Here is a 23281-nt window from a genome sequence, read left to right as displayed (position 1 = left end):
CCGGGTCAGAGCACGTACGTGGCGATGACCTGCCCCAGCAGCTTCACGTCGGCGTGGCCCTTGAACTCCAGCCGCACCTTGCCCAGGCCGGAGAACCACAGGTCCAGCTCGGCGTCCATGTCGAACGTCCCGGCGGTCTCGATGGAGAACACCTGGACGCGGCTGTAGGGCAGGGTCGTGAAGTCCTTCTTGCGGCCGGTCATGCCCTGGACGTTGACCGCGATGATCCGCTTGTTCGTGAACACGACGAAGTCGCGCACGGTCTTGAAGCACGACACGATCTGCTCGCCCTGGATCAGGATGGGCGAGACCTGCGACGCGATGTCCTCCGGCCGGCACGGCGCGAGCTTGAAGACGGACTGCTTCTCGAAGTCGATCACGCGTTCGACGGTACCCGCTAGTCGCGCCACCCCGCCGGGTTGGCGAACGATTCCCGGGTGATCCCCGACCCCGTCTCCGGGTAATCCCCGAACTTCTCCGAGTGCAGGTGGGCGAACAGGTAGCAGAACGACTCGGCCGACGCGTCCTCCACGGCGATCCGGGGGTCGCGCGCCACGGCCTCGTAGAACTCCTGCCCGAGGGCGACGACGAAGCCGCGGGCGTAGAGGAAGCCGTCGTCGGAGCCGTCGGTGACCTCGTGCACGTCCCGCCGGTCGATGTCGTGCAGCTTGCGCTCGACCACGCGGTCCAGGGCGGTCAGCTCGGCGGAGGACAGGTCGGCGGCGGCCTCGCGCAGGGCGACCAGCACCCGGTCGAGGTGCTCTTCGAGCTGGGCGGCCTCGTCGAACGCCTCGGTGGACGTGTCGCGCTTCGCCAGGGCACGACGCAGGTCGTTCGCCTCGGGACCGAGCCCGGCCCAGGCGTTCTCCAGCATCGTCCAGAAACGGGCCTCGTCGGCGGCGGTGGGAAGGGTCATGGGTGGACGGTAGCGCCGGGGTCCGACAATCCGGCGCGCTCGACGGGCAAGGGCGCGAGCCGCCGCCCGCCACGACCTCCGCCGGGCACCCGATCGGGTCAGCGGTTGCCCGCCGGTACACCGGTGACCCCTTGGGCTGACACGACGGGCTTCGGCTTGGAACGCCCGACCGGACGGGCCTAGCGTGGCGGTATGGAGCCACGCGCGTCCAACGCGCTCAGCCGCGAACTGGGTGACGCCCTTCGCCGAGCCCGCCGCCGGTCCGCCGTCAAGGTCGGGGTCCTCGTCGAGGAGTTGGGCTGGTCGGTCGCGAAGATATCGAAACTGGAACACGGGACGCGTGGCGCGAGCCTGCCGGACATCGCCCGCTACGCCGGCCGGCTCCACGCCGACCAACCCACCTACGACCACATCATGTCCCTGGCCCAGGCGCAGAACACCGGCCACGTCGTCCGGTCGCACGAGATCGCGATGCCCGACAACCTGCGCGCGCTGCTCCTGCACGAGCAGACCGCCGAGGTCATCTGGTCGTACCAGATCGCCCTCGTTCCCGGGCTGCTCCAGACGGAGGGGTACGCCCGAGCGCTGATGACCGCCGACGCCGAGCACCGCGTGGCCGAGCGCATGGCCCGGCAGGGGATCTTCGAGCGGCTCCGGCCGCCCGAGGGGCGCTTCTTCGTCCTCGAACCGGCGCTGCACCACGTGGTGGGCGGTCCGCAGGTGATGTACGAGCAGGTGCTGCGGCTGCTGTTCCGCGGCGGGGTGCGGGTGGTGCCCTTCGCGGATCAACTGCCCGCGTCGCTGACCTCCGCCTTCACCTTCATGACCTTCGCCGAGCACCCGCCCGTCTCGTACGTCGAGGCCGGTCCGGTGTCGCTGCTCTCGGACGAGGCCGAGACCACCGAGCGGTTCCGGCAGGCGTGCGACGACCTCGACCGGGTGGCGCTGGGTGAGGAACAATCGTGGTCGGTGTTCGCCGCGTGGGTGGACCGCTACGACCGACTGCGGGAGGAACGGCGTGGGGCTGGAGGAGGAGCAGTGGCGTAGGAGCAGCCGCAGCAGTGGGAGCAACACGGAATGCGTGGAAGTGGCGTTCGCAGCGCGGGCCGTCGGCGTGCGGGACTCCAAGGACTCCGCTCCGCGCCTGGCCTTCACCCCGACCGCGTGGCACGCCTTCCTCGGCGGGTTGAAGGGGCGCTGACCCACCGCGCCGAGCGACCGCGCCGGTCCCCGGACGTGGCCCGGGGACCGGCACCGCGGCTCACACCGCGCCGATCACCTGCTCCCCGTACGCGGCCAGGGTCTTGTCCTTCTCGTCGTGCATCAGGTACAGCGCGAAGTTGTCCACGCCGATCTCCTTGAGCTCCAGCAACCGCTCCACGTGCGCCGACGCCGGCCCGAGGAGGCAGAACCGGTCCACGATCGGGTCCGGCACGAAGTCGGTCGACCGGTTGCCCGCGCGGCCGTGGTGGGCGTAGTCGTAGCCCTCGCGATCCTTGATGTAGTCGGTCAGCGCCGCCGGCACCGCGCCCGAGTCGCCGTAGCGGGCGACCAGGTCGGCCACGTGGTTGCCGACCATGCCGCCGAACCAGCGCAGCTGCTCGCGCTGGTGCGGCAGGTCGTCGCCGACGTACGCGGGCGCGGCCACGCACATCGTGATCGACGACGGGTCGCGCCCCGCCGCCACCGCCGCCTCGCGCACCGACCCGATGGTCCAGCGGGCGATGTCCGGGTCCGCCGTCTGGAGGATGAACCCGTCAGCCTGCTCGCCGACCATCCTGAGCGCCTTCGGCCCGTACGCGGCCATCCACACCTCCAGCCTGCCGTCGCGCACCCACGGGATGCGCACCGGCGTGCCGTGGTGCTCGACCTCGCGCCCCTCGGCCAGCTCCTTGATCACCGTCATGGCCCGCCCGAGGGTGGCCAGCGACGCCGGCTTCTGCCCGATCACCCGCCGCGCCGAGTCGCCGCGCCCGATGCCGCACACCGTGCGGTTGCCGAACATGTCGTTCAGCGTGGCGAACAGCGACGCGGTCACCGACCAGTCCCGCGTGCTCGGGTTCGTCACCATCGGGCCGACCACCAACGACTTCGTCGCCGCCAGCACCTGCGAGTAGATGACGAACGGCTCCTGCCACAGCACGCACGAGTCGAACGTCCAGCCGTACCGGAACCCGTTGTCCTCCGCCGCCCGCAGGCCGGCCACGACGTCCCGCGCGGGCGGGTCGGTCTGGAGCACCACACCGAAGTCCACAGCGCCTCCTAGACCAGGTACTGGTTCAGCTCGCGGGACAGGAACCGGCCGTGCCCGGTGGAGCCGCGGAACCCGGAGCCGTCGACGACGACCCGGCCGCGCGACAGCACGGTCTCCACCTTCCCGGTGATCTCCATGCCCTCGTACGCCGAGTAGTCGACGTTCATGTGGTGCGTCTCCGCCGAGATGACCTGCCGCGCGGCCGGGTCGTACACCACGAGGTCGGCGTCCGCGCCGGGCGCCACGACGCCCTTGCGCGGGTGCAGGCCGAACATCCTGGCGGGCGTGGTGGAGCAGATCTCCACCCACCGCTCCAGGCTGATCTCGCCGGCCACCACGCCCTGGTGCAGCAGGTCGATCCGGTGCTCCACGCCCGGCATCCCGTTGGGGATCTTGGAGAAGTCGCCGCGCCCCAGCTCCTTCTGGTCCTTGAAGCAGAACGGGCAGTGGTCGGTCGACACCACCGACAGGTCGTTGGTGCGCAGCCCGCGCCACAGCTCCGACTGGTGCTCCTTGGGCCGCAGCGGAGGGGAGGCGACGTACTTGGACCCCTCGAAGCCCGGCTTGGCCAAGTCCTCCAGCGACAGGTACAGGTACTGCGGGCACGTCTCGGCGAACACGTTCTGCCCGGTGTCGCGCGCCTTCGTCACCGCGTCCAGCGCCTGCGCGGCGGACAGGTGCACGATGTAGAGCGGCGCGCCGGTGACCTTGGCCAGCGTGATGGCGCGCGACGTGGCCTCGCCCTCCAGCTCGGGCGGCCGGGTCAGGCCGTGCTCCACGGGGTCCGTGCGGCCCTGCGCGAGCGCTTGCGCGACGAGCTGGTCGATCGCGATGCCGTTCTCGGCGTGCATCATGATCGTGGACCCGGTCTCGCGGGCCTTCTGCATGGCGCGCAGGATCTCGCCGTCGGTGGCGTAGAAGACACCGGGGTAGGCCATGAACATCTTGAACGTGTTCACGCCCGCGTCGACGCAGGACTCCATCTCCTTCAACGACGTGTCGTCCACGTCGGAGACGATCATGTGGAACCCGTAGTCGACGGCGCAGTTCCCGTCCGCCTTGCGGTGCCACTTGTCCAGTGTGGACAGCAGCGAGGTGCCCTTGGCCTGCACGGCGAAGTCGATGATCGTGGTGGTGCCGCCCCACGCCGCCGCGATCGTGCCGGTCTCGAAGGTGTCCGCGGAGGACGTGCCGCCGAACGGCATCTCCATGTGCGTGTGCGCGTCGATGCCGCCGGGGATGACGTACCGGCCGGTCGCGTCGACCACCTCGTCCGCGTGCACGGTGAACGTGGGGGAGAGCAGCGCCGCGATCGTCTCGCCCTCCACCAGCACGTCGGCGCGCACGGCCCCGGTCGCGTTGACGACCGTCCCACCCTTGATCAACAGGCTCACGGCTGCACCAGCCCCCCGTACGTGTCGGGGCGCCGGTCCCGGTAGAACGCCCACAGGTCGCGCACCTCGGCCAGCAGGTCCATGTCCAGGTCGCGGACGACGACCTCCTCCTCCGTGTCGGACGCCGCGTCGCCCACCAGTTGACCGCGCGGGTCGGCGAAGTACGACTGGCCGTAGAAGTCGTTGTCCCCCAACGGCTCGACGCCCACCCGGTTGATGGTGCCGACGAAGTACTCGTTGGCCACGGCCGCCGACGTCTGCTCCAGCCGCCACAGGTACTCGGACAGGCCCCGGCTCGTCGCGGACGGGTTGAACACGATCTGCGCGCCGTTCAGGCCGAGCATCCGCCAGCCCTCGGGGAAGTGCCGCTCGTAGCAGATGTAGACGCCCACCTTGCCCACGGCCGTGTCGAACACCGGGTAGCCGAGGTTGCCGGGCTTGAAGTAGAACTTCTCCCAGAACCCCTTGACCTGCGGGATGTGGTTCTTGCGGTGCTTGCCCAGGTACGTGCCATCGGCGTCGATCACCGCGGCGGTGTTGTAGTAGACGCCCGGCTGCTCCTCCTCGTACATCGGCACGACGAGCACCACGCCGTTCTGCTCGGCCACCTGGCACATCAGCTCGGTGGTCGGCCCGTCGGGGATGCCCTCGGTGTAGGAGTAGTAGTCCGCGTCCTGCACCTGGCAGAAGTACGGCCCGTAGAACAGCTCCTGGAGGCACACGACCTGCGCCCCCCGCGACGCCGCCGACCGGACCGCCTCGACCGCGTTCGCGATCATCGAATCCTTGTCACCGGTCCACCTCTGCTGGACCAGACCCGCTCGTACGGTGCTCACGCGTTCTCCCTCCGTGGCGCCAGCGCCAGGTAGACGAGCAGACCGCCGGCCAGGCCGACGACCCAGTTGTAGTCGTAGAGCGGTTTCAGGAACGGGATCAGGCCGTCGGCCGGGAACGGGCCGCCGTACGCGCCGCCCACCGCCAGCACCGAGCCCACCAGCGTCGCCACGACGGCGCGCCAGTTCCAGCCGGCCGTGAACCAGTACGCGCCCCTCCCCGACAGGTACAGGTCGGGCAGTTCCAGCCGGGTCTTCGCCAGGACCCAGTACCCGGCGACGAACACGCCCGCCACCGACGCCAGCAGGCCGCCGTAGAACCCGAGCCAGGCGAAGATGTAGATGGACGGGTCCGCGATCAGCCGCCACGGCTGGATCACGATGCCGATCACGCCGGTGATCAGGCCGCCGACCGCGAAGCTGATCTTCTTCGGGAACGCGTTGGAGAAGTCGTAGGACGGGCTCACCACGTTCGCCGCGAGGTTCGCCGAGATCGTCGCGAGCACGAGCGCCACCAGGGCGACCAGCACCACGGCCGTCGAGTCGAACCGGCTCGCCAGCTCCGCCGGGTCCCAGATCGCCTCGCCGTACAGCGCCACCGCGCCGGACGTGGTCAGGATGGCCACGATCGCGATGAACGACATCGTCGTCGGCAGGCCGAGCACCTGGCCGACCGCCTGCTTGCGCTGGCTGCCGCCGAACCGGGTGAAGTCCGGCATGTTCAGCGACAGCGTCGACCAGAACGCGATCATGCCCATCAGCGCCGGGAAGAACACCTTCCAGAAGTCCGCGCCCCAGCCGAGCTTCGACGGCTCCGACAGGATCGGGCCGAACCCGCCCGCCTTGACCGCCACGTACCCGAGCAGCACCAGGAAACCGACGCTGACCAGCGGCGCGGTCCAGTTCTCGAACTTGCGGATCGCCTCCATGCCGCGCCAGATGATCAGCATCTGCACCACCCAGAAGCCCAGGAAGCACAGCCACAGCGTCCACACCTGGCCGAGCACGACGGGGGCGTCCACCCACCCGTCGCCCGCGAGCCTCCCGACGATGACGTGCAGCGCCTTGCCGCCGACCCAGGTCTGGATGCCGAACCACGCGCACGCGATGAACGCCCGCAGCAGCGCCACCAGGTTCGCGCCGCGCACCCCGTAGAACGCGCGGGCGAACACCGGGAACGGGATGCCGTACTTGGTGCCCGCGTGGCTGTTGAGCAGCATCGGGACCAGCACGATCAGGTTGCCCAGGGTGATCGTCAGGAACGCCTGCACCCAGTCCATCCCGAGCGCCACCAGGGACGCGGCGAGCGTGTAGCTGGGGATGTTGTGCGCCATGCCCATCCACAGCGCGAAGAAGTTGTAGGTGGTCCAGGTGCGCCGCTCCAGCGGCACCGGGGCCAGTTCCGGGTTGTAGTGGGGGCTGTCCGCGATGGCCCGGTGGTCGCTCAGCCCGACCCGGCCGTCGGCGTCCGTCGTGACCTGGGTCGCGGGGTCGAGGGCCATCCGTCACATCCCTGTTACGCTCGTGGAACACCCTTCACGCGGGCGGTTCGGCGCGATTTCCATCCCGGAATCCTCCGGTCGGCCCCCGCGCCCCGGCAGTGTCATAGTGTCCACGCTTGCCATGATCAGGGCACACTCTGTCCATTGCCACCGCGACCTCCCGTCAGGACTCCGGCCCTCGACGGGCCGCGGGCGGTCACCTACCGTCGATCGGGTGAAGCTCGAACTGCGGCACCTCAGGGTCGTCTGCGCCATCGCCGAGGCGGGCAGCCTGTCGAAGGCGTCCTCGCTGCTGGGCCTCGCCCAACCCGCCCTGACCGCGCAGCTGCACCGGATCGAGGCGCTGCTGGGCGGCAGGCTGTTCGAGCGCGACCACCGGGGCGCCCGCCCCACCCCGCTGGGCGAGCTGGTGCTCGAACGGGCCCGCGTGCTGCTGCCCGCGTTCTCCCGGCTCCAGGAGGACGCGCTGCGCCTGGTCGACGACGACGCGCCCGCCGAGCGGTACCGGGTGGGCGCGGTCAACGGGCCGATGCTCGGCGGGCTCGTGCACCGGCTCACCGAGGCGCGCCCCGGCGCGCACGTGTCCACCCAGGTGTCGTGGTCCGGTGACGAACTGGCCGCGATGGTCGCCGCCGGACGGCTGGACTACGTGCTGGTCGGCGTGTGCGGTGACGCGCCGCCCCCGTCGGAGCACGGCCTGACCTGGAACGTGGTCGCGGTCGACCCGGTGTTCGTGCTGCTGCCCGAGGACCACCCGCTCACGTCGCGCGACGAGGTCGAGCTGGGTGCGCTCAAGGACGTGCAGTGGGCCGTGACGCCGGGGGACGGGTGCTTCGGCGACTGCTTCGTGGCGGCGTGCAGCCGGGCCGGGTTCACCCCGCGCACCATGTACGAGGTGGACATCGGCAGCTGCATCGACCTGGCGTCCGCCGGTGACGCGGTGGCGCTGTGCCAGCCGACGTTCCGCCGCACGCCCGGCCTGACCGCGATGCCGATCGCCGGCGTGCCGCTGCGCTGGCGGCACCTCGTCGGCTGGGACCCGGAAGGCCCGGCCGCCGGCTTCGGGCCCGACGTGCTGCGGCACGCGGCCGAGGCGTACCGGGAGGTCGCCGAGCGCAACCCGCGCTACACCGCCTGGCTGCCCGACCACCCCGAGTACGGCGCCGTGCCGCACCGCGCCGCGGTCCCGACCGCCCCGTGACGATTCAGCACCACGACGCACCCCCGTGGTGCGAACGGCCCAATCGCCTGCCCCCGAAGGGCCCGCGAGGTCCGGTCGCGGCGCACTTCGGACAGCTTCCACTCGACTGGGTTCGCGGATACATTCGGCCCGCCGAGCAAGCCGACGACGTGGTTGCGGAGCGTGCGTTCTGCGGGCGCACACAACAGGTGCGTCCCGCGTCACTGGGGTGAGGATGCGAATGACACTTGTCGAGCGGGAGGTGGAGCTGGCCGCACTCGGCCGGCTCCACGAGGAGTGCGCCAGGGGACGCGCACAGGCCGTCGTGATCAGCGGCGGGGTGGCGAGCGGGAAGACCGAACTGCTGCACGCCTTCGCCGAACAGGTGGTCCAGCGGGGCGCGGTGCTGCTGTCCGCCACCGGGTCGCGCGCGGAGCGGGACGTGGCGTTCGGCGTCCTGGGCCAGCTCGCCCGCGGCACCGCGCTGCCCGGACCGGCGGCGCGACGGCTGCTCGACCTGCTGCGCGCGGCCGGCGAGGACGACACCGCCCCGGACCCGTCCACCGGTGACCCGTCCACCGGCGACACGTCCACCATCGGCGCCGCGAACGCCCGGCTGCTCGACGAGGTGTGCACCATCCTGCTGGCGCCGGCCGCCGAGCGGACCGTGGTGCTCCTCGTCGACGACGTCCAGTTCGTCGACGACGCCTCGCTCCAGGCGCTGCTCTACCTCCAGCGCCGGATGCGCTTCACCCGGACCCTGGTCGTCCTCACCGAGTGCGCCGTGCCCCGGCCGAGCCGGGCCGCCTTCCACGCGGAGCTGACCCGCCAGCCCAACACCACCAGGCTCGTGCTCGACCCGCTGTCCCGCGAGGGGGTCGCCGAACTCCTCGCCACCCACCTCGACCCGCGCACGGCCGCCGCGCTCGCGCCGGTCCACCACGCCATCAGCGGCGGCAACCCGCTCCTGGTCACCGCGCTCGTCGAGGACCACCGCGCGGCCGTCCGCGCGGGACGCCCGCTCGACGGGACCACCGCGGGCCGCGAGTTCGGCCAAGGCGTGCTGGCCTGCCTGCACCGCTGGGGACCGCCCGTGCTCCAGGTGGCGCGCGCCCTGGCCGTGCTGGGCGAGGGCCGGAGCCCGGCCCTGCTCGGCAAGCTGCTGGACACCACCGCCGACGCGGCCGCCCAGGTGGTCGAGGTGCTGGAGCAGGCCGGCCTGCTCGACGGCGGCCGGTTCCGCCACCCCGTGGCGCGCGGCGCCGTGCTGGCGAGCCTCGCCCCGGCCGAGCGGGCCGGCCTGCACCTCAAGGCCGCCGGGCTGCTGCACTTCGACGGTGCCGGGCCCGCCGAGCTGGCCGGTCACCTGACCGAAGCCGACGCGCTGGGTGGCGGCACGGTGGACCGGTGGGGCGCCGACGTGCTGCGCAGGGCCGCGCAGGACGACCTGGCCGCCGGCCGGCTCGACCAGGCCGTGCGGCGGCTGGAGCTGGCGCTGCGCTCCACCACCGACGACACCGAGCGCGCGGACATCACCACGCTGCTGCTGCGCGTGGAGTGGGTCCGCAACCCGTCGGCCGCCGCCGCGCACCTCGCGCCGCTGCTCGCCGCCCGCGACCGCGGCGCCCTGTCCCGGCGCAACCTCCTGCACCTGTCGGAGTTCCTCTTCTGGTACGGCCACATCGACCAGCTGACCGCGACGCTCGCCGACGTGGCGCCCGCCCCCGCCGGGACCGGCGCGGCGGAGGCCGACCACGCCGGCGCGCGGGTCGGGTCGCTGTCGTTCCTGCACCCGACGGCGCTCCCCGCCCAGGCGGGACCCGGCGGCGCGGGCCGCGACCTGCCCACGACGGTCGGCCTGCGGCCCGCCGACCTGGCGGCCACCGCCGAACGCGTCCTGCAGAGCGGCCGGGTCGGCGGCTACACGTTCGGCACGCAGGCCGCCGCCCTGGCCGCCCTGGTCTACTTCGACCACGTCGACCGGGCCGGCCAGTGGTTCGAGACGCTGCTGGCCGACTCCGACCTGGCCGACACCCGGGCCGCGGTCGTCGGCGCGCTGCGCGCGGAAGCGCTGTTCCGGCAGGGCGACCTGGCCGAGGCCGGCCGCCAGGCCCGCACCGCCTACGAGGCGCTCGCGCCGCAGAGCTGGGGCATCGCCATCGTCATCCCGCTGGCGGTCGGCATCGCCGCGCACACCGCCATGGGCCGGCACGACGAGGCCGCCGCCCTGCTGCGCACCCCCGTGCCGGAAGCGGTGTTCCGCACCCAGCTCGGCCTGCTCTACCTGTACGCGCGGGGGCAGCACCTGCTGGCCACCGACCGGGCGCTGGCCGCGCTCGCCGACTTCGACCGCTGCCGCGAACTGGCCGAGGTGTGGCACGTCGACCTGCCCGCCCCCGTGCCGTGGCGGGTGGGCGCGGCGCAGGCGCACCTGGCCCTGGACGACCGGGAGGCCGCGCACGCCCTGGCCCGCCAGCAGCTGGAGCACCCGGCGCTCGGCGGCGACCGCGGCCGCGGCGTCGCGCTGCGGGTGCTCGCCGCCACCGTCCCGGCCCAGCGGCAGGTGCCGATCCTGCGCGAGTCGGTGGAGCTGCTCCAGGCGGGCGGCGACAAGTTCGAGCTGGCCCGCGCCCTGCTGGAGCTGAGCGACGCGCACAACGCCGTCGGCGAGTGCGAGACCGCGCGCACGGTCGCCCGCCGCGCCGCGCAGATGGCCAAGGGCTGCCAGGCCGAGCCGCTGACCCTGCGCCTCCGGCCGGTCCGCGACCTCGACCCGGCCGAGCAGTGGGACGAACGGGTCGAGCACGCGGGCATGGCGTCGCTCAGCGAGGCGGAGCGGCGGGTCGCCGTGCTCGCCGCGCTCGGCCACACCAACCGGGAGATCGGGGTCAAGCTCTACATCTCGGTGAGCACCGTGGAGCAGCACCTGACCAAGGTCTACCGCAAGCTCAACGTCACCAGGCGGACCGAGCTGCCCGTGCGGTTGCCGCGCCGGCTCGTGGCCGGGCAGAAGTAGCCGCGCACGCAGAAGTAGCCGCGCACGCCGGCGCCGTCATCGACCGCAGTGGCGCGCGATGCGCTCGACGACGGCGTCGGCGTGCGCGGTGAGGTAGAAGTGCCCGCCGGGGAAGACCTCCAGGTCGAAGTCCCCCTCGGTGTGCTCGGCCCACCGGCGCGCCTCGGCCTCGGTGACCTTCGGGTCGCTGTCCCCGATGAACGCCCGCAGCGGCGCGCGCACCTTCGGCCCCGACTCCCACCGGTAGGTCTCCGCCGCCTTGTAGTCGGCGCGGATGGCGGGCAGCACCATGCGCAGGATCTCGTCGTCCTGGAGCACGCCGCTGTCGGTGCCGTTCAGCTTCCGGATCTCGGCCAGCAGCTCGTCGTCGGGCAGCTGGTGCCCCCGCTCGTCGCGGTGGACGCCGGGCGCGCGGCGGCCCGAGGCGAACAGCCCGTGCAGGGCCACGCCGCGCGCCTCCAGGCGCACCGCCAGCTCGAACGCCACGCTCGCGCCGTAGCTGTGGCCGAACAGCGTCAGCGGGCGGTCCGCCAGCGGCAGCACCACGTCCACCAGCAGGTCGGCCAGCTCGACCAGGGACTCCACGCACGGCTCGTGCCTGCGGTCCTGCCTGCCCGGGTACTGCACGACCACCACGTCCACCGAGCGCTCGGACAACGCCCGGGAGACGGCGAAGAAGGAGCTGGCGGAACCACCCGCGTGCGGCAGGCACACCACCCGGTGCGGCGCGTCGGGCACGGGGTGGAAGCGGCGCGTCCACCGGTCGGCGGCGGTACTGCTCACGGCATTCCCTTCGACGGCGGGCGGGTTGCCCTCGGGCGACCACCGCCCGACGCTGCCGGCGTGGCCGGTCGCGCGACAACCCCTGTGGGCTCCTAGTGGATCACCCGATCGAGATATACGCGAATACGGAGGGTCAGTCACCTGATCGAGCGGTTCAGTGCGGGTTTGCCGGCAGCCGATGGTGGTGAGGTCACCATTGCAGGTCCCCAACCAGGTTAGGAACACCGTGTCCGGAAACCGCACGCGCGGACTCCTGCGTGCCGCAGCCCTGCTCGCAGCCGGCGTCTCGCCGCTGCTCGCCCCCGTCGCGAACGCCGCCGAAGCCCCCCTCGACGTCGTCGACGAGACCGCGGGCGGCGCGTCCTCCGTCGGCCTCGACGTCGCGAAGCCGGCCACCGAGCTGCTCAGCGGCCAGGCCGTCACGCTGCCCGCCCCGGCGCCCGCCGCGCTGCCCGAGGTGAAGGCGCCGCACATCGCCGCGCCCGCCGGCCTCCAGGTGCCGTCCGCGCCGAGCGTCCCGGCCAACGCGGAGGCGCTCGCCGCCGACGCCCTCGCGCCGCACGCCCGCACCATGCCCGCCCCCGCCGCGCCGCTCGCGCCGGAGCTGCCGCTCGTGCAGTCCGGCACCGCGCAGCACATCCCGGACCTCGGCGCACTGCCGGTCCAGGCGCCCGGACTGCCCTAGTGGACTAGCGGGACGCCTCGGGCGGGCGCGGCGGCTGAGGGTCGCGCTCGCCCGCTCCGGGCACGTCGCCCGACTCGTGGACGAGGAGGGCGACGTACAGCGAGAGCACCGACTCCGGGTCCTCCAGCGACACGCCCAGCACCTGCTCGATGCGTGCCAACTGCTGGTAGTACGCGGTGCGCGAGAGGTGCGCGGCGGCCGCGGCGGCGGACTTGTTGCCGCCGTTCTCGCAGAAGCACCGCAGCAGCTCCACCAGGCGGCTGCCCTGGTTGCCGTCGCGCGACAGCAGCGGCCCCAGCTCGCGGTCCGCGAACGCCCGCACCCGCCCGTCCTCGCGCAGCAGGTGCAGCAGCCCGCGCAACCGCACGTCGTCGAGCCGGTGGTACAGCTTCGACCCCGGTGAGCGCAGCGCCGCACCGGCCACGTGCGCGGCCTCGCCCAGCGACCGCCGCACGTCCGCCAGCCCGGTCACGGTCGTCCCCACGGCGACCACGACGGGCAGCGCGTGCTGCGTCGCCGCCGCCGTCCGGTGCACCTCGCACGCCAGCCGCCGCAGCACGCCGTCCAGCGCCGTCTGCGGCGGCACCGAGAGCAACGCCCGCACGCTCGTGTCGTCCACCACCCCGACCAGTGCGGGCACCGTCACTCGCCGAGCCGCCAACGCCGTCGCCTCGGCGAGGTCCCTCAGCACCTCCTGCGTCGCCAGCGCCTGCGCGGGCGCGGTCGCCGCGCCCGGCCGGATCGCCACCCCCACGAGCTGCCGCCGGTCCAGCGGCACGCCCAACGCCGCCGCCCGCGCCGGCAGGTCGTGCGGCGGCTGCCCGAGCAGCTGGGTGAGCAGCGTCCGGTGCGTCTGCCGCTCCAGGGACTCCCGGTCCCGCGCCACGAGCCGGTGCACGGCCAGCGCCGACGCGGCCCGTTCGGCGACCACGACCTGCCGGTGCGGCGGCGGTTCGGGCGTGATCAGCACCAGCCGCCCCCAGTCGGCGCCCCGCGCGCCGACCACGGTCACCAACCACCCCGCCCGCTCGTGGTAGGCGGTCCGCTCGGGCACGCTGACCGCCCGCGACCGGTCGCCCCAATCGGCGAGCAGCGCCGCCGGGTCCTGCCCGGCCGCGTCGTAGGCCAGCACCTCGTGCCCCAGGGTCTCCAGCACCACGGGCAACCCGGACGTGCGCGCCACCTCCCGCAGCACCTCGGCCGGCTCCGCACCCGCCACGGTGAGCGCGGTGAACGTCTCGTGCACCTGCTCGGCGGCCCGCAGCTCCGCGAGCTGGGCGTCCACGATCAGCGACACCACGGCCTCGGTCACGGACACGAAGCGCGTCTCGCGCGCCAACGTGACCAGCGGCAGCCCGTGCCGTTCGGCGGCGGCGACCAGCGCGCCCGGCACCTCGTCGCTCCACCGCCGCACCAGCTCCACGACCAGCCCCGACACGCCCACCGCCGCCAGGTCGTCCACGTACCGGGTGAGCCCCGCCGCGTCCCCGGGCAGCGCGATGCCGGTGGTCAGCACCAGTTCGCCGCCGCGCAGCAGGTGCGCGATGTCGGCGATCTCCGCCGCGTGCACCCAGCGCACCCGCCGACCCATCCCGGCGGCGCCCGCGACCACCGCCGGGCGGCCTCGGCGGACCACCGGCAGGGCGAGCGCCTCGGCGACCGTGGGGTACATGGACACAACGTAATGGCAGCACCGGCAAAGCGGTACAGGTTGTGCATGGCGGCCCCCGCGCGCGCCCAGCAGACTCGCGGGCAGGGACTGCTGTGACCGACGACCGGAGGACGCGATGGCCCACGAGGAGCTGCTGGCCCGGCACCGCGCCGTGATGCCCGCCTGGATGGCCCTCTACTACGAGCGGCCGATCGAGCTGGCGAGCGCGTCCGGTCGGCGCGTCACCGACCGCGAGGGCCGCACCTACCTGGACTTCTTCGCGGGCATCCTGACCAACGCGATCGGCTACGACGTCCCCGAGATCTCCGACGCCGTCCGGTCCCAGCTCGACACCGGCGTGCTGCACAGCTCCACGCTCTACCTGATCCGGTCGCAGGTGGAGCTGGCCGAGCGGATCGCGGAGCTGTCCGGCATCCCGGACGCCAAGGTCTTCTTCACCAACTCCGGCACCGAGGCCAACGAGACGGCGCTCATGCTGGCCACCGGGTACCGGCGCAGCGACCAGGTCCTCGCCCTGCGCAACTCCTACCACGGCCGGGCGTTCGGCACCGTCGCGATCACCGGCAACCGCGGCTGGTCGACGTCCTCGCTCAGCCCCGTCAAGGTGAGCTGGGTGCACGGCGGCTACCGGTTCCGCAGCCCCTTCAAGGACCTGTCGGACGCGGACTACGTCGCGGCGTGCGTGGCGGACCTGCGCGAGGTGCTGGAGACGTCCACCGCCGGCGACGTGGCGTGCATGGTCGTCGAGCCGATCCAGGGCGTCGGCGGGTTCTCGCTGCCCCCGGACGGGTTGTTCGCCGCGTTCAAGGAGGTGCTCGACGAGTACGGCATCCTGCTGGTCTCGGACGAGGTGCAGACCGGTTGGGGTCGCACGGGCGAGCACTTCTGGGGCATCCAGGCGCACGGCGTGGTGCCGGACGCGATGACGTTCGCCAAGGGCCTGGGCAACGGCCTGGCGATCGGCGGCGTGGTCGCGCGCGGCGACCTGATGGACTCCTTCACGGCCAACTCGATCTCCACGTTCGGCGGCAACCCGATCTCCACGGCGGGCGCGCTGGCCACGCTCGACTACCTGCTCGACCACGACCTCCAGGCGAACGCCGCCAAGCTGGGGGAGCGGCTGATCGACGGGCTGCGGCGCGTCGCGGAGGACCGCCCCGCCGTGGGCGATGTGCGCGGCAAGGGGCTCATGGTGGGCGTCGAACTGGTGGGCCCGGCGGGCGAGCCCGACCCCGCGAAGGCCGCGGCCGTGCTGGAGGGCGCGCGGGAGGGCGGCCTGCTGGTCGGCAAGGGCGGCCTGTACGGCAACGTGATCCGCCTCGCGCCGCCGATGACGGTGACCGAGGACGAGGTCGAAGAAGCGCTGGGCATCCTGGAGGACGTGCTGTGAGCACCGTGCGGATCGAGCCCGAGAGGATCGGGCCCGAGAGGATCGGGCCCGAGAGGATCCGGCACTGGATCGGCGGCAAGCCGTGGCAGGGCGAGGGCGCGCGGACGGGCGACGTGTTCGACCCGGCGACCGGGCGGGTGGCGGCCCGCGTCGACCTCGCCGACGCGGCCGTGGTGGACGAGGCGGTGGCGAGCGCCGGTGAGGCGTTCACGCGGTGGCGCGGCGCGTCGCTGGCGCAGCGGGCGAACGTCATGTTCGCGTTCCGCGAGCTGCTCAACGCCCGCAAGGGCGAGTTGACCGCGATCGTGACCGCCGAGCACGGCAAGGTGCTGGCCGACGCGGCGGGCGAGGTGCAGCGCGCGTTGGAAGCGGTGGAGTTCGCCTGCGGCATCCCGCACCTGCTCAAGGGCGGGTTCAGCGAGAACGCCTCCACCAAGGTGGACGTGTGGTCGATCCAGCAGCCGCTGGGCGTGGTGGGTGTGGTCTCGCCCTTCAACTTCCCGGCCATGGTGCCGCTGTGGTTCGTGCCCAACGCCATCGCGTGCGGCAACACCGTGGTGCTCAAGCCGTCGGAGAAGGACCCGTCGGCGGCGAACTTCATCGCGGCGCTGTTCGCCGAGGCGGGCCTGCCCGACGGCGTGCTGAACGTGGTGCACGGCGACAAGCCCGCCGTGGACCGGTTGCTGGAGCACCCGGACGTGAAGGCGATCTCGTTCGTCGGGTCCACGCCGATCGCGAAGTACGTCTACGAGACCGGCACGCGGCACGGCAAGCGGGTGCAGGCGCTGGGCGGGGCCAAGAACCACATGGTCGTGCTGCCCGACGCCGACCTCGACCTGGCGGCGGACGCGGCGGTGTCGGCCGGGTTCGGCTCGGCGGGGGAGCGGTGCATGGCGATCTCGGTCGTCGTCGCCGTCGAGCCGGTGGGAGACGAGCTGGTCGCGAAGATCGTGGACCGCGTGCGGGCCCTCCACGTCGGCGACGGCCGCCGGCCGGGCTGCGAGATGGGGCCGCTCGTCACCGGCGCGCACCGCGACCGCGTGCTGTCCTACGTGGACAACGGGCGGGCGGAGGGGGCGTCCCTGGTCGTGGACGGCCGGTCGCACGCGATCGACGGCGAGGCCGACGGGTTCTGGCTCGGGCCGACGCTGTTCGACCACGTGGGCGTGGACACGGCGCTGTACCGGGACGAGATCTTCGGGCCGGTGCTGTCGGTGGTGCGGGTGCCGACCTACGACGACGCGCTGGAGGTGGTCAACGCCAACCCCTACGGCAACGGCACGGCGATCTTCACCCACGACGGCGGCGCGGCGCGGCGGTTCCAGCACGAGGTCGAGGTCGGCATGGTCGGCGTCAACGTGCCGATCCCGGTGCCGGTGGCGTACTACTCGTTCGGCGGGTGGAAGGACTCGCTGTTCGGCGACTCGCACGCCTACGGCCCGGAGGGCGTGCACTTCTTCACCCGGACGAAGGTCGTGACCGGCCGGTGGCCCGACCCGGCGCACGGCGGGGTGAACCTCGGGTTCCCGCAGAACACGTGACCCGGCCGGGCCGGGTCACCTCACCTGGGCCGCCAACGCCTGCGGCAGCGGGTCGTAGCGGCTGAACCGACGGGTGTACGTGCCGGTGCCGGAGGTCAGCGAGCGCAGCTCCACGGCGTAGCGCAGCAGCCCGGTCGCCGGCACCTCGGCCCTGATCACGCTGTACCCGGCGCTGTCCGCCTCGGTGCCCAGGACCCGGCCGCGCCGGCCGGACAGGTCGCCCAGCACGGTGCCCAGGTGCTCGTCGGGCAGCCTCACGACCACCTCGTCCAGCGGTTCCAGCAGGCACGTGCCGCCGTTCGCGGCGGCGTCCTTGAGCGCCAGCGACCCCGCCGTCTGGAACGCGGCGTCGGAGGAGTCCACCGAGTGCGCCTTGCCGTCCACCAGCGTGACGCGGACGTCGACCACCGGGTGCCCGCCCTGCAACCCGCGCGCCAGCTGCGCCCGCACGCCCTTCTCCACGCTCGGGACGAACTGGTGGGGCACCGCGCCGCCGACGGTCCGGTCCGCGAACTCGAAGCCCGCCCCGCGCGGCAGCGGTTCCACGACGACGTCGCACACCGCGTACTGGCCGTGCCCGCCGGACTGCTTCACGTGCCGCCCGTGCCCCTCGGCCCGCGCGGCGAACGTCTCGCGCAGCGCCACCCGCACCGGCTCGGTGTCGACCTCCGCGCCACCGGCGCGCAGCCTCGCGAGCACGACGTCCGCGTGCGCCTCGCCCATGCACCACAGCACCAGCTGGTGGGTCTCCGCGTTGCGCTCCAGCCGCAGCGTCGGGTCGCCCGCCACCAGCTTGCCCAGGTTGCGGGCCAGGTTGTCCTCGTCGCTGCGGCTGCGCGGCACGATCGCCACGGGCAGCAGCGGTTCCGGCATCTCCCACGGCGCCACCAGCAGCGGCCGCTCCGGCGAGGACACCGTGTCCCCGGTCTCGGCCGAGCCGATCCTGGTCAGCGCGCACAGGTCGCCCGCCACGCAGTACGGCACCTCGCGCAGGGTCGCCCCGAGTGGCGAGTACACGTGCGCCACGCGCTCGTCCGCGTCGTGGTCCTCGTGCCCGCGGTCGGCCATGCCGTGCCCGGACACGTGCACCGGGCGTTCGGGGCGCAGCGTCCCGGAGAACACGCGCACCAGGGACACCCGGCCCACGTAGGGGTCGACGGCGGTGCGCACGACCTCGGCGACCAGCGGCCCGTCCGGGTCGGCCTCGACGCGGGGGTGGGGGACGCCGTCCACGCCGGTCACGGCGGGCAGCGGGCGCTCCAGCGGTGAGGGGAAGGCGCGGGCGATGCCGTCGAGCAGCTCGGGCAACCCCAGGCCCGACAGCGAGCACACCGGCATCACCGGGTGGAACGAGCCGCGCGCCACCGCGGTCTCCAGGTCGGCGATCAGCGTCGCCTGGTCGACCTCCTCGCCGGCGAGGTAGCGGTCCAGCAGGGTCTCGTCCTCGCTCTCCGCGATGATCCCCTCGATGAGCGCGTTGCGCTGCTCCTCGTAGGCGGGGTCGTCGGTGGTGAGCAGGTTGACCAGGCCGTCCCCACCCGGTCCGGGCAGGTACAGCGGCACCACGCCCGCGCCGAACGCGGCCTGGCAGGAGGCGATCTCGTCGACCACGTCGGCCCGCTGGTGGTCGCACCGCGCGACGACCACGGCACGCGGCATCCCGACGGCGGCGCACTCCTCCCACAGGGCCGTGGTGGAGGCGTCCACGCCCTCCGCCGCGCTCACCACGAACAGCGCCGCGTCGGCGGCGCGCAGCCCGGCGCGCAGCTCGCCCACGAAGTCGGCGTAGCCGGGGGTGTCGATCAGGTTGATCTTGACGTCGCCGTGCCGGACGGGGGCGACGGAGAGGCCGACCGACCGCTGCTGGCGCACCGCGGCCGGGTCGTGGTCGCACACGGTGTTGCCCTCGGTGACCGATCCCGCGCGGGTGAGGACGCCGGTGCCGGCGAGCAGGGCCTCGGTGAGCGTCGTCTTGCCGGAGCCGGAGGGGCCGACCAGCACGACGTTGCGGACCTTGGCCGGGTCGTCCACAGCGACCGCGCCTGCCGAGGGGCCGTTGTCGGGGTTCTTGTTGCCCATGGGACCGCCCTCCACAAGTCTTTGGTGTCCGATCTCACACCCGTGCGCCGCCGGGGACAACCCCAAGCGGACCGGTTCGACCCGGCAGGAGGAATCCCGCGGTCGTCGCGCGGCGTGATCGGGCGCGGTCCCGGGCCTCTCGCGGTCGTCGGAGGTGGCGAACGCCACTACCTGCGGGGGAAGGTGGAGTGGCCTGCCGAGAAAGGGTCGGATTGGCCTGTTTCGGCGGTCCACGTGCCCCTTACCATCGGTGGTGTTCTCCCACTACTCGGAAAGGTTGGCCGTGACCACTTCACCCGACGCCGGTACCCAGGTCACCGGTACTTCCCGCGTCAAGCGGGGCATGGCGGAGATGCTCAAGGGCGGCGTGATCATGGACGTGGTCACCCCGGAGCAGGCCAAGATCGCCGAGGACGCGGGCGCCGTGGCCGTCATGGCGCTGGAGCGCGTGCCCGCCGACATCCGCGCGCAGGGCGGCGTGTCCCGGATGAGCGACCCGGACATGGTCGACGGCATCATCGAGGCGGTGTCCATCCCGGTGATGGCCAAGGCCCGCATCGGCCACTTCGTCGAGGCCCAGGTCCTCCAGGCCCTCGGCGTGGACTACGTCGACGAGTCCGAGGTGCTGACCCCCGCCGACTACGCCAACCACATCGACAAGTGGCAGTTCACCGTGCCGTTCGTGTGCGGCGCGACCAACCTGGGCGAGGCGCTGCGCCGCATCACCGAGGGCGCGGCGATGATCCGCTCCAAGGGCGAGGCCGGCACCGGTGACGTCTCCAACGCCACCACCCACATGCGCAGGATCCGCGCGGAGATCCTGCGGTTGCAGAACCTGCCCGCGGACGAGCTGTACGTCGCGGCCAAGGAGCTCCAGGCCCCCTACGAGCTGGTCCGCGAGGTCGCCGAGGCCGGCAAGCTCCCCGTCGTGCTGTTCACCGCGGGCGGCATCGCCACCCCGGCGGACGCGGCGATGATGATGCAGCTCGGCGCCGAGGGCGTCTTCGTGGGTTCCGGCATCTTCAAGTCGGGCAACCCGGCGCAGCGGGCCGAGGCCATCGTCAAGGCCACCACGTTCCACGACGACCCGGACGTGCTGGCCAAGGTGTCGCGCGGCCTGGGCGAGGCCATGGTCGGCATCAACGTCGACGAGATCCCGCAGCCGCACCGCCTGGCCGAGCGCGGCTGGTAGGGGTTCCCATTCGTGGTGCGGCTCGCCGGTGTGCACCCCGGCGGGTCGCCCTCCGCGCGTCAGGAGATCGGGTAGACCTCGATGTCGACGTCGTGCCCGTTCGACCCGGCGACCTTCGCGTCGCAGGTGACGAACGGGACGTCCAGGTGTTCGGCGAGCGCCAGGTAGAACGCGTCGTTCGTGAACACCGAGCCGCGCAGCGCCCAGGCCCGTTCGGCGAGCGACCGGAGCGGGACGCGTTCCACGGGCGCGGTGCGGATGTGGTGGAACGCGCGCGTCGCCTGCTCACTCGACAGCAGCCGCATGCGCTCCAGGCGGCGGAGGGCGTTGATCGCCTCCGGGTCGAGCAGGGCAGGTGCCACCTGGAGCGAGTTGACCAGCCTGTGGAGGAGTGCCCGGTCGGGGGCCTTGGCGGCGACGACCTCCAGCAAGGCGGAGCTGTCCACCACGACAGTGCCCGTCACAGCTCCCGCTCCTCTTCCCGTGCCTCGCGGACCACCTGCTGCAGCGTCGCGCTGTCGACACCCCAGCCGCGGTCGACGGCGGACGACACCCACTCCTCCGCGGTCGGCCTGTCCGCGAGGTCCACGAGGTGGTCGCGGAGGTAGGAGGTGAGCGACATGCCGCGCTTGCTCGCCCGCGCCTGGAGCGTGTCCACCACCTCGGTGGGCACGGCTCGGATGTGGATGGGCTTCGTGTCGCGCTCGGTCATGTCATCGACGATAGGTGGAGCGATTGCTGTTTGCATGCAAGATCCATCGGCGGTGTCGGTGGCGGGCTTGATCGCTCGAACGCGTGTGCTACCCGCCACTCCGGACCAGTGGTACCTGCCCTCACGACCGGGTGAACCGGGTTCAGATGTGCTCCATCACCAGCACCACCACCGAGCCCGCTTCGAGGGCCTGCGCCGTGTGCGGCAGGTCACCCGGGTAGAGCAGGTAGTCGCCGGGGCCCAGTTCGACGGGGTCGGACTGCGGACCCGCCAGGACCCGGCCGGTGGAGACGACCATGTGCTCGACCGTGCCCGGCATGTGGGGCTCCGACTCGCGCGCCACGCCCGGTTCGAGGCTCAGGGTGTAGATGTCGCGACGCGCGCCCGGCGGGCACGAGGCCAGCAGGGTCGCCGTGTAGCGGGCCTTCTCCGAGTAGATCGCCGGCCCCTCGCCCGCCCGGATCACCCTGACCCTCGGCGCGGGTGGGTCCACGAGCCGCGAGAACGGGACGTCCAGCGCCACGCCGAGCGCCCACAGGGTCTCCACGCTGGGGTTCCCACTGGCCGATTCGAGCTGGGACAAGGTCGACTTGGCGATGCCCGCACGCTTGGCCAGTTCGCTCAACGACAGGCCGACGCGTTCGCGCTCGCGGCGCAGCGAGGCGGCGATGACCTCCAACGGCGCAGCTGTGTTCGACATGACAGTCCCATCGTTCGGCTTGACGAACGCCTCCACCGCTGTTCATCGTAGAAGACGATGCGTTCGACATGGCGAACCCTTGATCCGAAGCTGCTGCGCGACGTCTCCGCGGTGGCGGCCGGCGCCGCGGTCAGCGGCGCGAGCTTCGGCGCGATCTCGACGGCCACCGGTCTGCCGTGGTGGCTGCCGGTGGCGATGTCCGTCCTCGTCTTCGCCGGCGGCTCGCAGTTCATGGCCGTGGGCGTGGTGGCGGCGGGCGGCAGCCCGGCGGCGGCCGTGCTGGCCGGGCTCGTGCTCAACGCCCGCCACCTGCCGTTCGGGCTGGCCGTCGGCGACGTGTTCGGCAAGGGCTGGGGCCGGCGGCTCGTCGGCGCGCACCTGCTGATCGACGAGAGCACCGCGTTCGCCCTCGCCCAGCGCGACCCGGAACGGGCCAGGGCCGCCTACTGGGCGTGCGGCGTCGCGCTGTTCGGCGCGTGGAACGTCGCCGTGGTCGCGGGCGCGCTCGTCGGCCGGAACATCGGCGACCCCGGCGCGTTCGGCCTGGACGCCGCCTTCCCCGCCGCGCTCGTCGCACTGCTGCTGCCCGCCCTCAAGGACCGGGTCACGCTGAACGCCGCCCTGCTCGGCGCGGCCGTCGCGCTCGCCACCACGCCGTTCCTGCCCGCGGGCGTGCCGGTGCTGCTCGCGCTCGCCGGACTGCTCGCCACCGCACGCCGGGAGCCCGCGCCGTGACGCTGACCGCCGTCCTCGTCCTGGCCGCCGGGACCTACGCGTTCCGCCTCGCGGGACCGCTGCTGCGCGACCGGCTCACGCTGTCCGACCGCGTCAAGGCGCTCATGTCCACCTCGGCCACGGTCCTGCTGTTCGCCCTGGTCGCCACGTCGACGCTGACCAAGGGGCAGGGTTTCGCCGGCCTCGCCCTGCCGGTCGGCGTGCTCGTCGGCGGTGTCGCCGCCTGGCGCGGGGCCCCGTTCGTGGTCGTCGTCGTGCTGGCCGCCGCCACCACCGCGGTGCTGCGGCTGGCCGGGGTCGGCTAGGGCGCGTACCCGCCCAGCTCACGGGCGAGTGCCCGCCGGTCTTCGGGCGCGGACGGCTCGGGCGCGGACGGCTCGGGCCGCCCCGGCCCGCCCGCCAGCACGTCGGCCACGAACCGCGCCACGACCTCCGGCGGCGGCACGAGCGGCCCGTCCAGGTGCGCCACCGTCACCGGCGGCTCCGAGGGGCGCGTCTCGACCGCCACCGACCAGCCGTGCCCACCGCTCCACACCAGCATCAGGTCCGGTCCCGGCCGCTCGGGGAGCGCCAGGTAGGCCGTGGTGGTGTCGGCCACCTCGAACTCGGTGCCCTCCGGCGGCACGCCCACCTCCTCGGCGACCGCCCGCACGTAGCCGGCGAGCCCGAGCGCCAGCAGCGCGGCATCGTCCACGCC

At 73.0% G+C, this 23281-nt stretch carries 23 protein-coding genes; 10 read left to right on the top strand and 13 right to left on the bottom strand.

Annotation, left to right across the window (positions count from 1 at the left end; genetic code table 11):
- Window positions 1-5: 5 nt before the first annotated feature.
- Both J2S66_RS17100 and J2S66_RS17095 read right to left on the bottom strand, forming a co-directional pair.
- Window positions 6-380 carry a PH domain-containing protein gene (locus tag J2S66_RS17100; protein ID WP_310308103.1) on the bottom strand — a complete coding sequence of 125 codons (375 nt, stop codon included), beginning with the start codon at window positions 378-380 and terminating at the stop codon, window positions 6-8.
- A gap of 17 nt (window positions 381-397) precedes the next feature.
- On the bottom strand, window positions 398-916 hold the full coding sequence (locus J2S66_RS17095; protein WP_310308101.1) for a DUF4240 domain-containing protein: 519 nt from the start codon (window positions 914-916) through the stop codon (window positions 398-400).
- A 192-nt stretch (window positions 917-1108) separates the two neighbouring features.
- Here J2S66_RS17095 and J2S66_RS17090 point away from each other — a divergent pair, with 192 nt between their 5' ends.
- Both J2S66_RS17090 and J2S66_RS17085 read left to right on the top strand, forming a co-directional pair.
- A complete protein-coding gene (locus J2S66_RS17090) occupies window positions 1109-1963 on the top strand; it encodes a DUF5753 domain-containing protein (RefSeq protein ID WP_310308100.1) in 855 nt (284 codons plus the stop codon).
- A 34-nt stretch (window positions 1964-1997) separates the two neighbouring features.
- Window positions 1998-2117, top strand: coding sequence for a DUF397 domain-containing protein (locus J2S66_RS17085; RefSeq protein ID WP_310308099.1), 120 nt, complete (start codon window positions 1998-2000; stop codon window positions 2115-2117).
- A gap of 60 nt (window positions 2118-2177) precedes the next feature.
- Here J2S66_RS17085 and J2S66_RS17080 read toward each other — a convergent pair whose 3' ends face one another.
- From J2S66_RS17080 to J2S66_RS17065, 4 genes are read right to left on the bottom strand one after another with little or no spacing between them, the layout of a single operon-like run.
- A complete protein-coding gene (locus J2S66_RS17080; protein ID WP_310308097.1) occupies window positions 2178-3170 on the bottom strand; it encodes a TIGR03842 family LLM class F420-dependent oxidoreductase in 993 nt (330 codons plus the stop codon).
- 8 nt (window positions 3171-3178) lie between these two features.
- Window positions 3179-4564: a dihydropyrimidinase gene (hydA, locus tag J2S66_RS17075; protein WP_310308096.1), complete on the bottom strand. Its 1386-nt coding sequence runs from the start codon at window positions 4562-4564 to the stop codon at window positions 3179-3181.
- Window positions 4561-5343 carry a nitrilase-related carbon-nitrogen hydrolase gene (locus tag J2S66_RS17070; RefSeq protein ID WP_306746814.1) on the bottom strand — a complete coding sequence of 261 codons (783 nt, stop codon included), beginning with the start codon at window positions 5341-5343 and terminating at the stop codon, window positions 4561-4563. The genes hydA and J2S66_RS17070 overlap by 4 nt, the downstream gene beginning before the upstream one ends.
- Before the next feature lie 53 nt (window positions 5344-5396).
- Window positions 5397-6899 (bottom strand): NCS1 family nucleobase:cation symporter-1, encoded by a 1503-nt coding sequence (locus J2S66_RS17065; RefSeq protein WP_310308094.1) that lies wholly within the window; start codon window positions 6897-6899, stop codon window positions 5397-5399.
- Between the two features lie 214 nt (window positions 6900-7113).
- Between J2S66_RS17065 and J2S66_RS17060 the strand changes: the two genes are divergently transcribed.
- Both J2S66_RS17060 and J2S66_RS17055 read left to right on the top strand, forming a co-directional pair.
- Complete coding sequence (locus J2S66_RS17060; RefSeq protein ID WP_310308093.1) at window positions 7114-8100, top strand: LysR family transcriptional regulator; 987 nt, start codon at window positions 7114-7116, stop codon at window positions 8098-8100.
- A 220-nt stretch (window positions 8101-8320) separates the two neighbouring features.
- On the top strand, window positions 8321-11095 hold the full coding sequence (locus J2S66_RS17055; protein WP_310308092.1) for an ATP-binding protein: 2775 nt from the start codon (window positions 8321-8323) through the stop codon (window positions 11093-11095).
- A 36-nt stretch (window positions 11096-11131) separates the two neighbouring features.
- Here J2S66_RS17055 and J2S66_RS17050 read toward each other — a convergent pair whose 3' ends face one another.
- Window positions 11132-11878, bottom strand: a complete 747-nt coding sequence (locus J2S66_RS17050) for a thioesterase II family protein (protein WP_310308091.1) — start codon at window positions 11876-11878, stop codon at window positions 11132-11134.
- A 226-nt stretch (window positions 11879-12104) separates the two neighbouring features.
- Here J2S66_RS17050 and J2S66_RS17045 point away from each other — a divergent pair, with 226 nt between their 5' ends.
- On the top strand, window positions 12105-12563 hold the full coding sequence (locus J2S66_RS17045) for a hypothetical protein (protein WP_310308090.1): 459 nt from the start codon (window positions 12105-12107) through the stop codon (window positions 12561-12563).
- 4 nt (window positions 12564-12567) lie between these two features.
- Here J2S66_RS17045 and J2S66_RS17040 read toward each other — a convergent pair whose 3' ends face one another.
- Complete coding sequence (locus J2S66_RS17040) at window positions 12568-14235, bottom strand: PucR family transcriptional regulator (protein WP_310308088.1); 1668 nt, start codon at window positions 14233-14235, stop codon at window positions 12568-12570.
- A gap of 115 nt (window positions 14236-14350) precedes the next feature.
- Between J2S66_RS17040 and J2S66_RS17035 the strand changes: the two genes are divergently transcribed.
- Window positions 14351-15625 carry an aspartate aminotransferase family protein gene (locus J2S66_RS17035; protein ID WP_310308087.1) on the top strand — a complete coding sequence of 425 codons (1275 nt, stop codon included), beginning with the start codon at window positions 14351-14353 and terminating at the stop codon, window positions 15623-15625.
- Window positions 15626-15630: 5 nt separating this feature from the next.
- Complete coding sequence (locus J2S66_RS17030) at window positions 15631-17166, top strand: CoA-acylating methylmalonate-semialdehyde dehydrogenase (RefSeq protein WP_310314845.1); 1536 nt, start codon at window positions 15631-15633, stop codon at window positions 17164-17166.
- Window positions 17167-17181: 15 nt separating this feature from the next.
- Here J2S66_RS17030 and J2S66_RS17025 read toward each other — a convergent pair whose 3' ends face one another.
- Entirely contained in the window at window positions 17182-19245 is a 2064-nt protein-coding gene (locus J2S66_RS17025) for an elongation factor G-like protein EF-G2 (protein WP_310308086.1), read from the bottom strand.
- 283 nt (window positions 19246-19528) lie between these two features.
- Between J2S66_RS17025 and pdxS the strand changes: the two genes are divergently transcribed.
- Window positions 19529-20437 carry a pyridoxal 5'-phosphate synthase lyase subunit PdxS gene (gene pdxS, locus J2S66_RS17020; protein WP_374726090.1) on the top strand — a complete coding sequence of 303 codons (909 nt, stop codon included), beginning with the start codon at window positions 19529-19531 and terminating at the stop codon, window positions 20435-20437.
- Between the two features lie 59 nt (window positions 20438-20496).
- Here the strand turns inward: pdxS and J2S66_RS17015 are convergent, their stop codons facing one another.
- From J2S66_RS17015 to J2S66_RS17005, 3 genes are all read right to left on the bottom strand, one after another.
- Window positions 20497-20901 carry a type II toxin-antitoxin system VapC family toxin gene (locus J2S66_RS17015; RefSeq protein WP_310308085.1) on the bottom strand — a complete coding sequence of 135 codons (405 nt, stop codon included), beginning with the start codon at window positions 20899-20901 and terminating at the stop codon, window positions 20497-20499.
- Entirely contained in the window at window positions 20898-21149 is a 252-nt protein-coding gene (locus J2S66_RS17010; protein WP_310308083.1) for a hypothetical protein, read from the bottom strand. Before J2S66_RS17010 ends, J2S66_RS17015 begins: the two co-directional genes overlap by 4 nt.
- A 142-nt stretch (window positions 21150-21291) precedes the next feature.
- Window positions 21292-21849: a helix-turn-helix domain-containing protein gene (locus J2S66_RS17005; RefSeq protein ID WP_310308082.1), complete on the bottom strand. Its 558-nt coding sequence runs from the start codon at window positions 21847-21849 to the stop codon at window positions 21292-21294.
- Between the two features lie 57 nt (window positions 21850-21906).
- Between J2S66_RS17005 and J2S66_RS17000 the strand changes: the two genes are divergently transcribed.
- Both J2S66_RS17000 and J2S66_RS16995 read left to right on the top strand, forming a co-directional pair.
- The gene (locus tag J2S66_RS17000; protein WP_310308081.1) at window positions 21907-22584 is read left to right on the top strand and encodes an AzlC family ABC transporter permease; all 678 of its coding nucleotides are present in this window, start codon (window positions 21907-21909) and stop codon (window positions 22582-22584) included.
- The gene (locus tag J2S66_RS16995; protein ID WP_310308079.1) at window positions 22581-22889 is read left to right on the top strand and encodes a branched-chain amino acid transport AzlD family protein; all 309 of its coding nucleotides are present in this window, start codon (window positions 22581-22583) and stop codon (window positions 22887-22889) included. Before J2S66_RS17000 ends, J2S66_RS16995 begins: the two co-directional genes overlap by 4 nt.
- Here the strand turns inward: J2S66_RS16995 and J2S66_RS16990 are convergent.
- Complete coding sequence (locus J2S66_RS16990; protein WP_310308078.1) at window positions 22886-23278, bottom strand: DUF6292 family protein; 393 nt, start codon at window positions 23276-23278, stop codon at window positions 22886-22888. The two genes, J2S66_RS16995 and J2S66_RS16990, sit on opposite strands and share 4 nt — an antisense overlap.
- Between the last annotated feature and the right edge of the window lie 3 nt (window positions 23279-23281).

Source organism: Saccharothrix longispora (assembly GCF_031455225.1).
In the GTDB taxonomy this organism is placed as follows: Bacteria; Actinomycetota; Actinomycetes; order Mycobacteriales; family Pseudonocardiaceae; genus Actinosynnema; species Actinosynnema longispora.
Note: the sequence above shows the minus strand (reverse complement) of the source record. Positions and strands in the feature narration are given on the sequence as shown.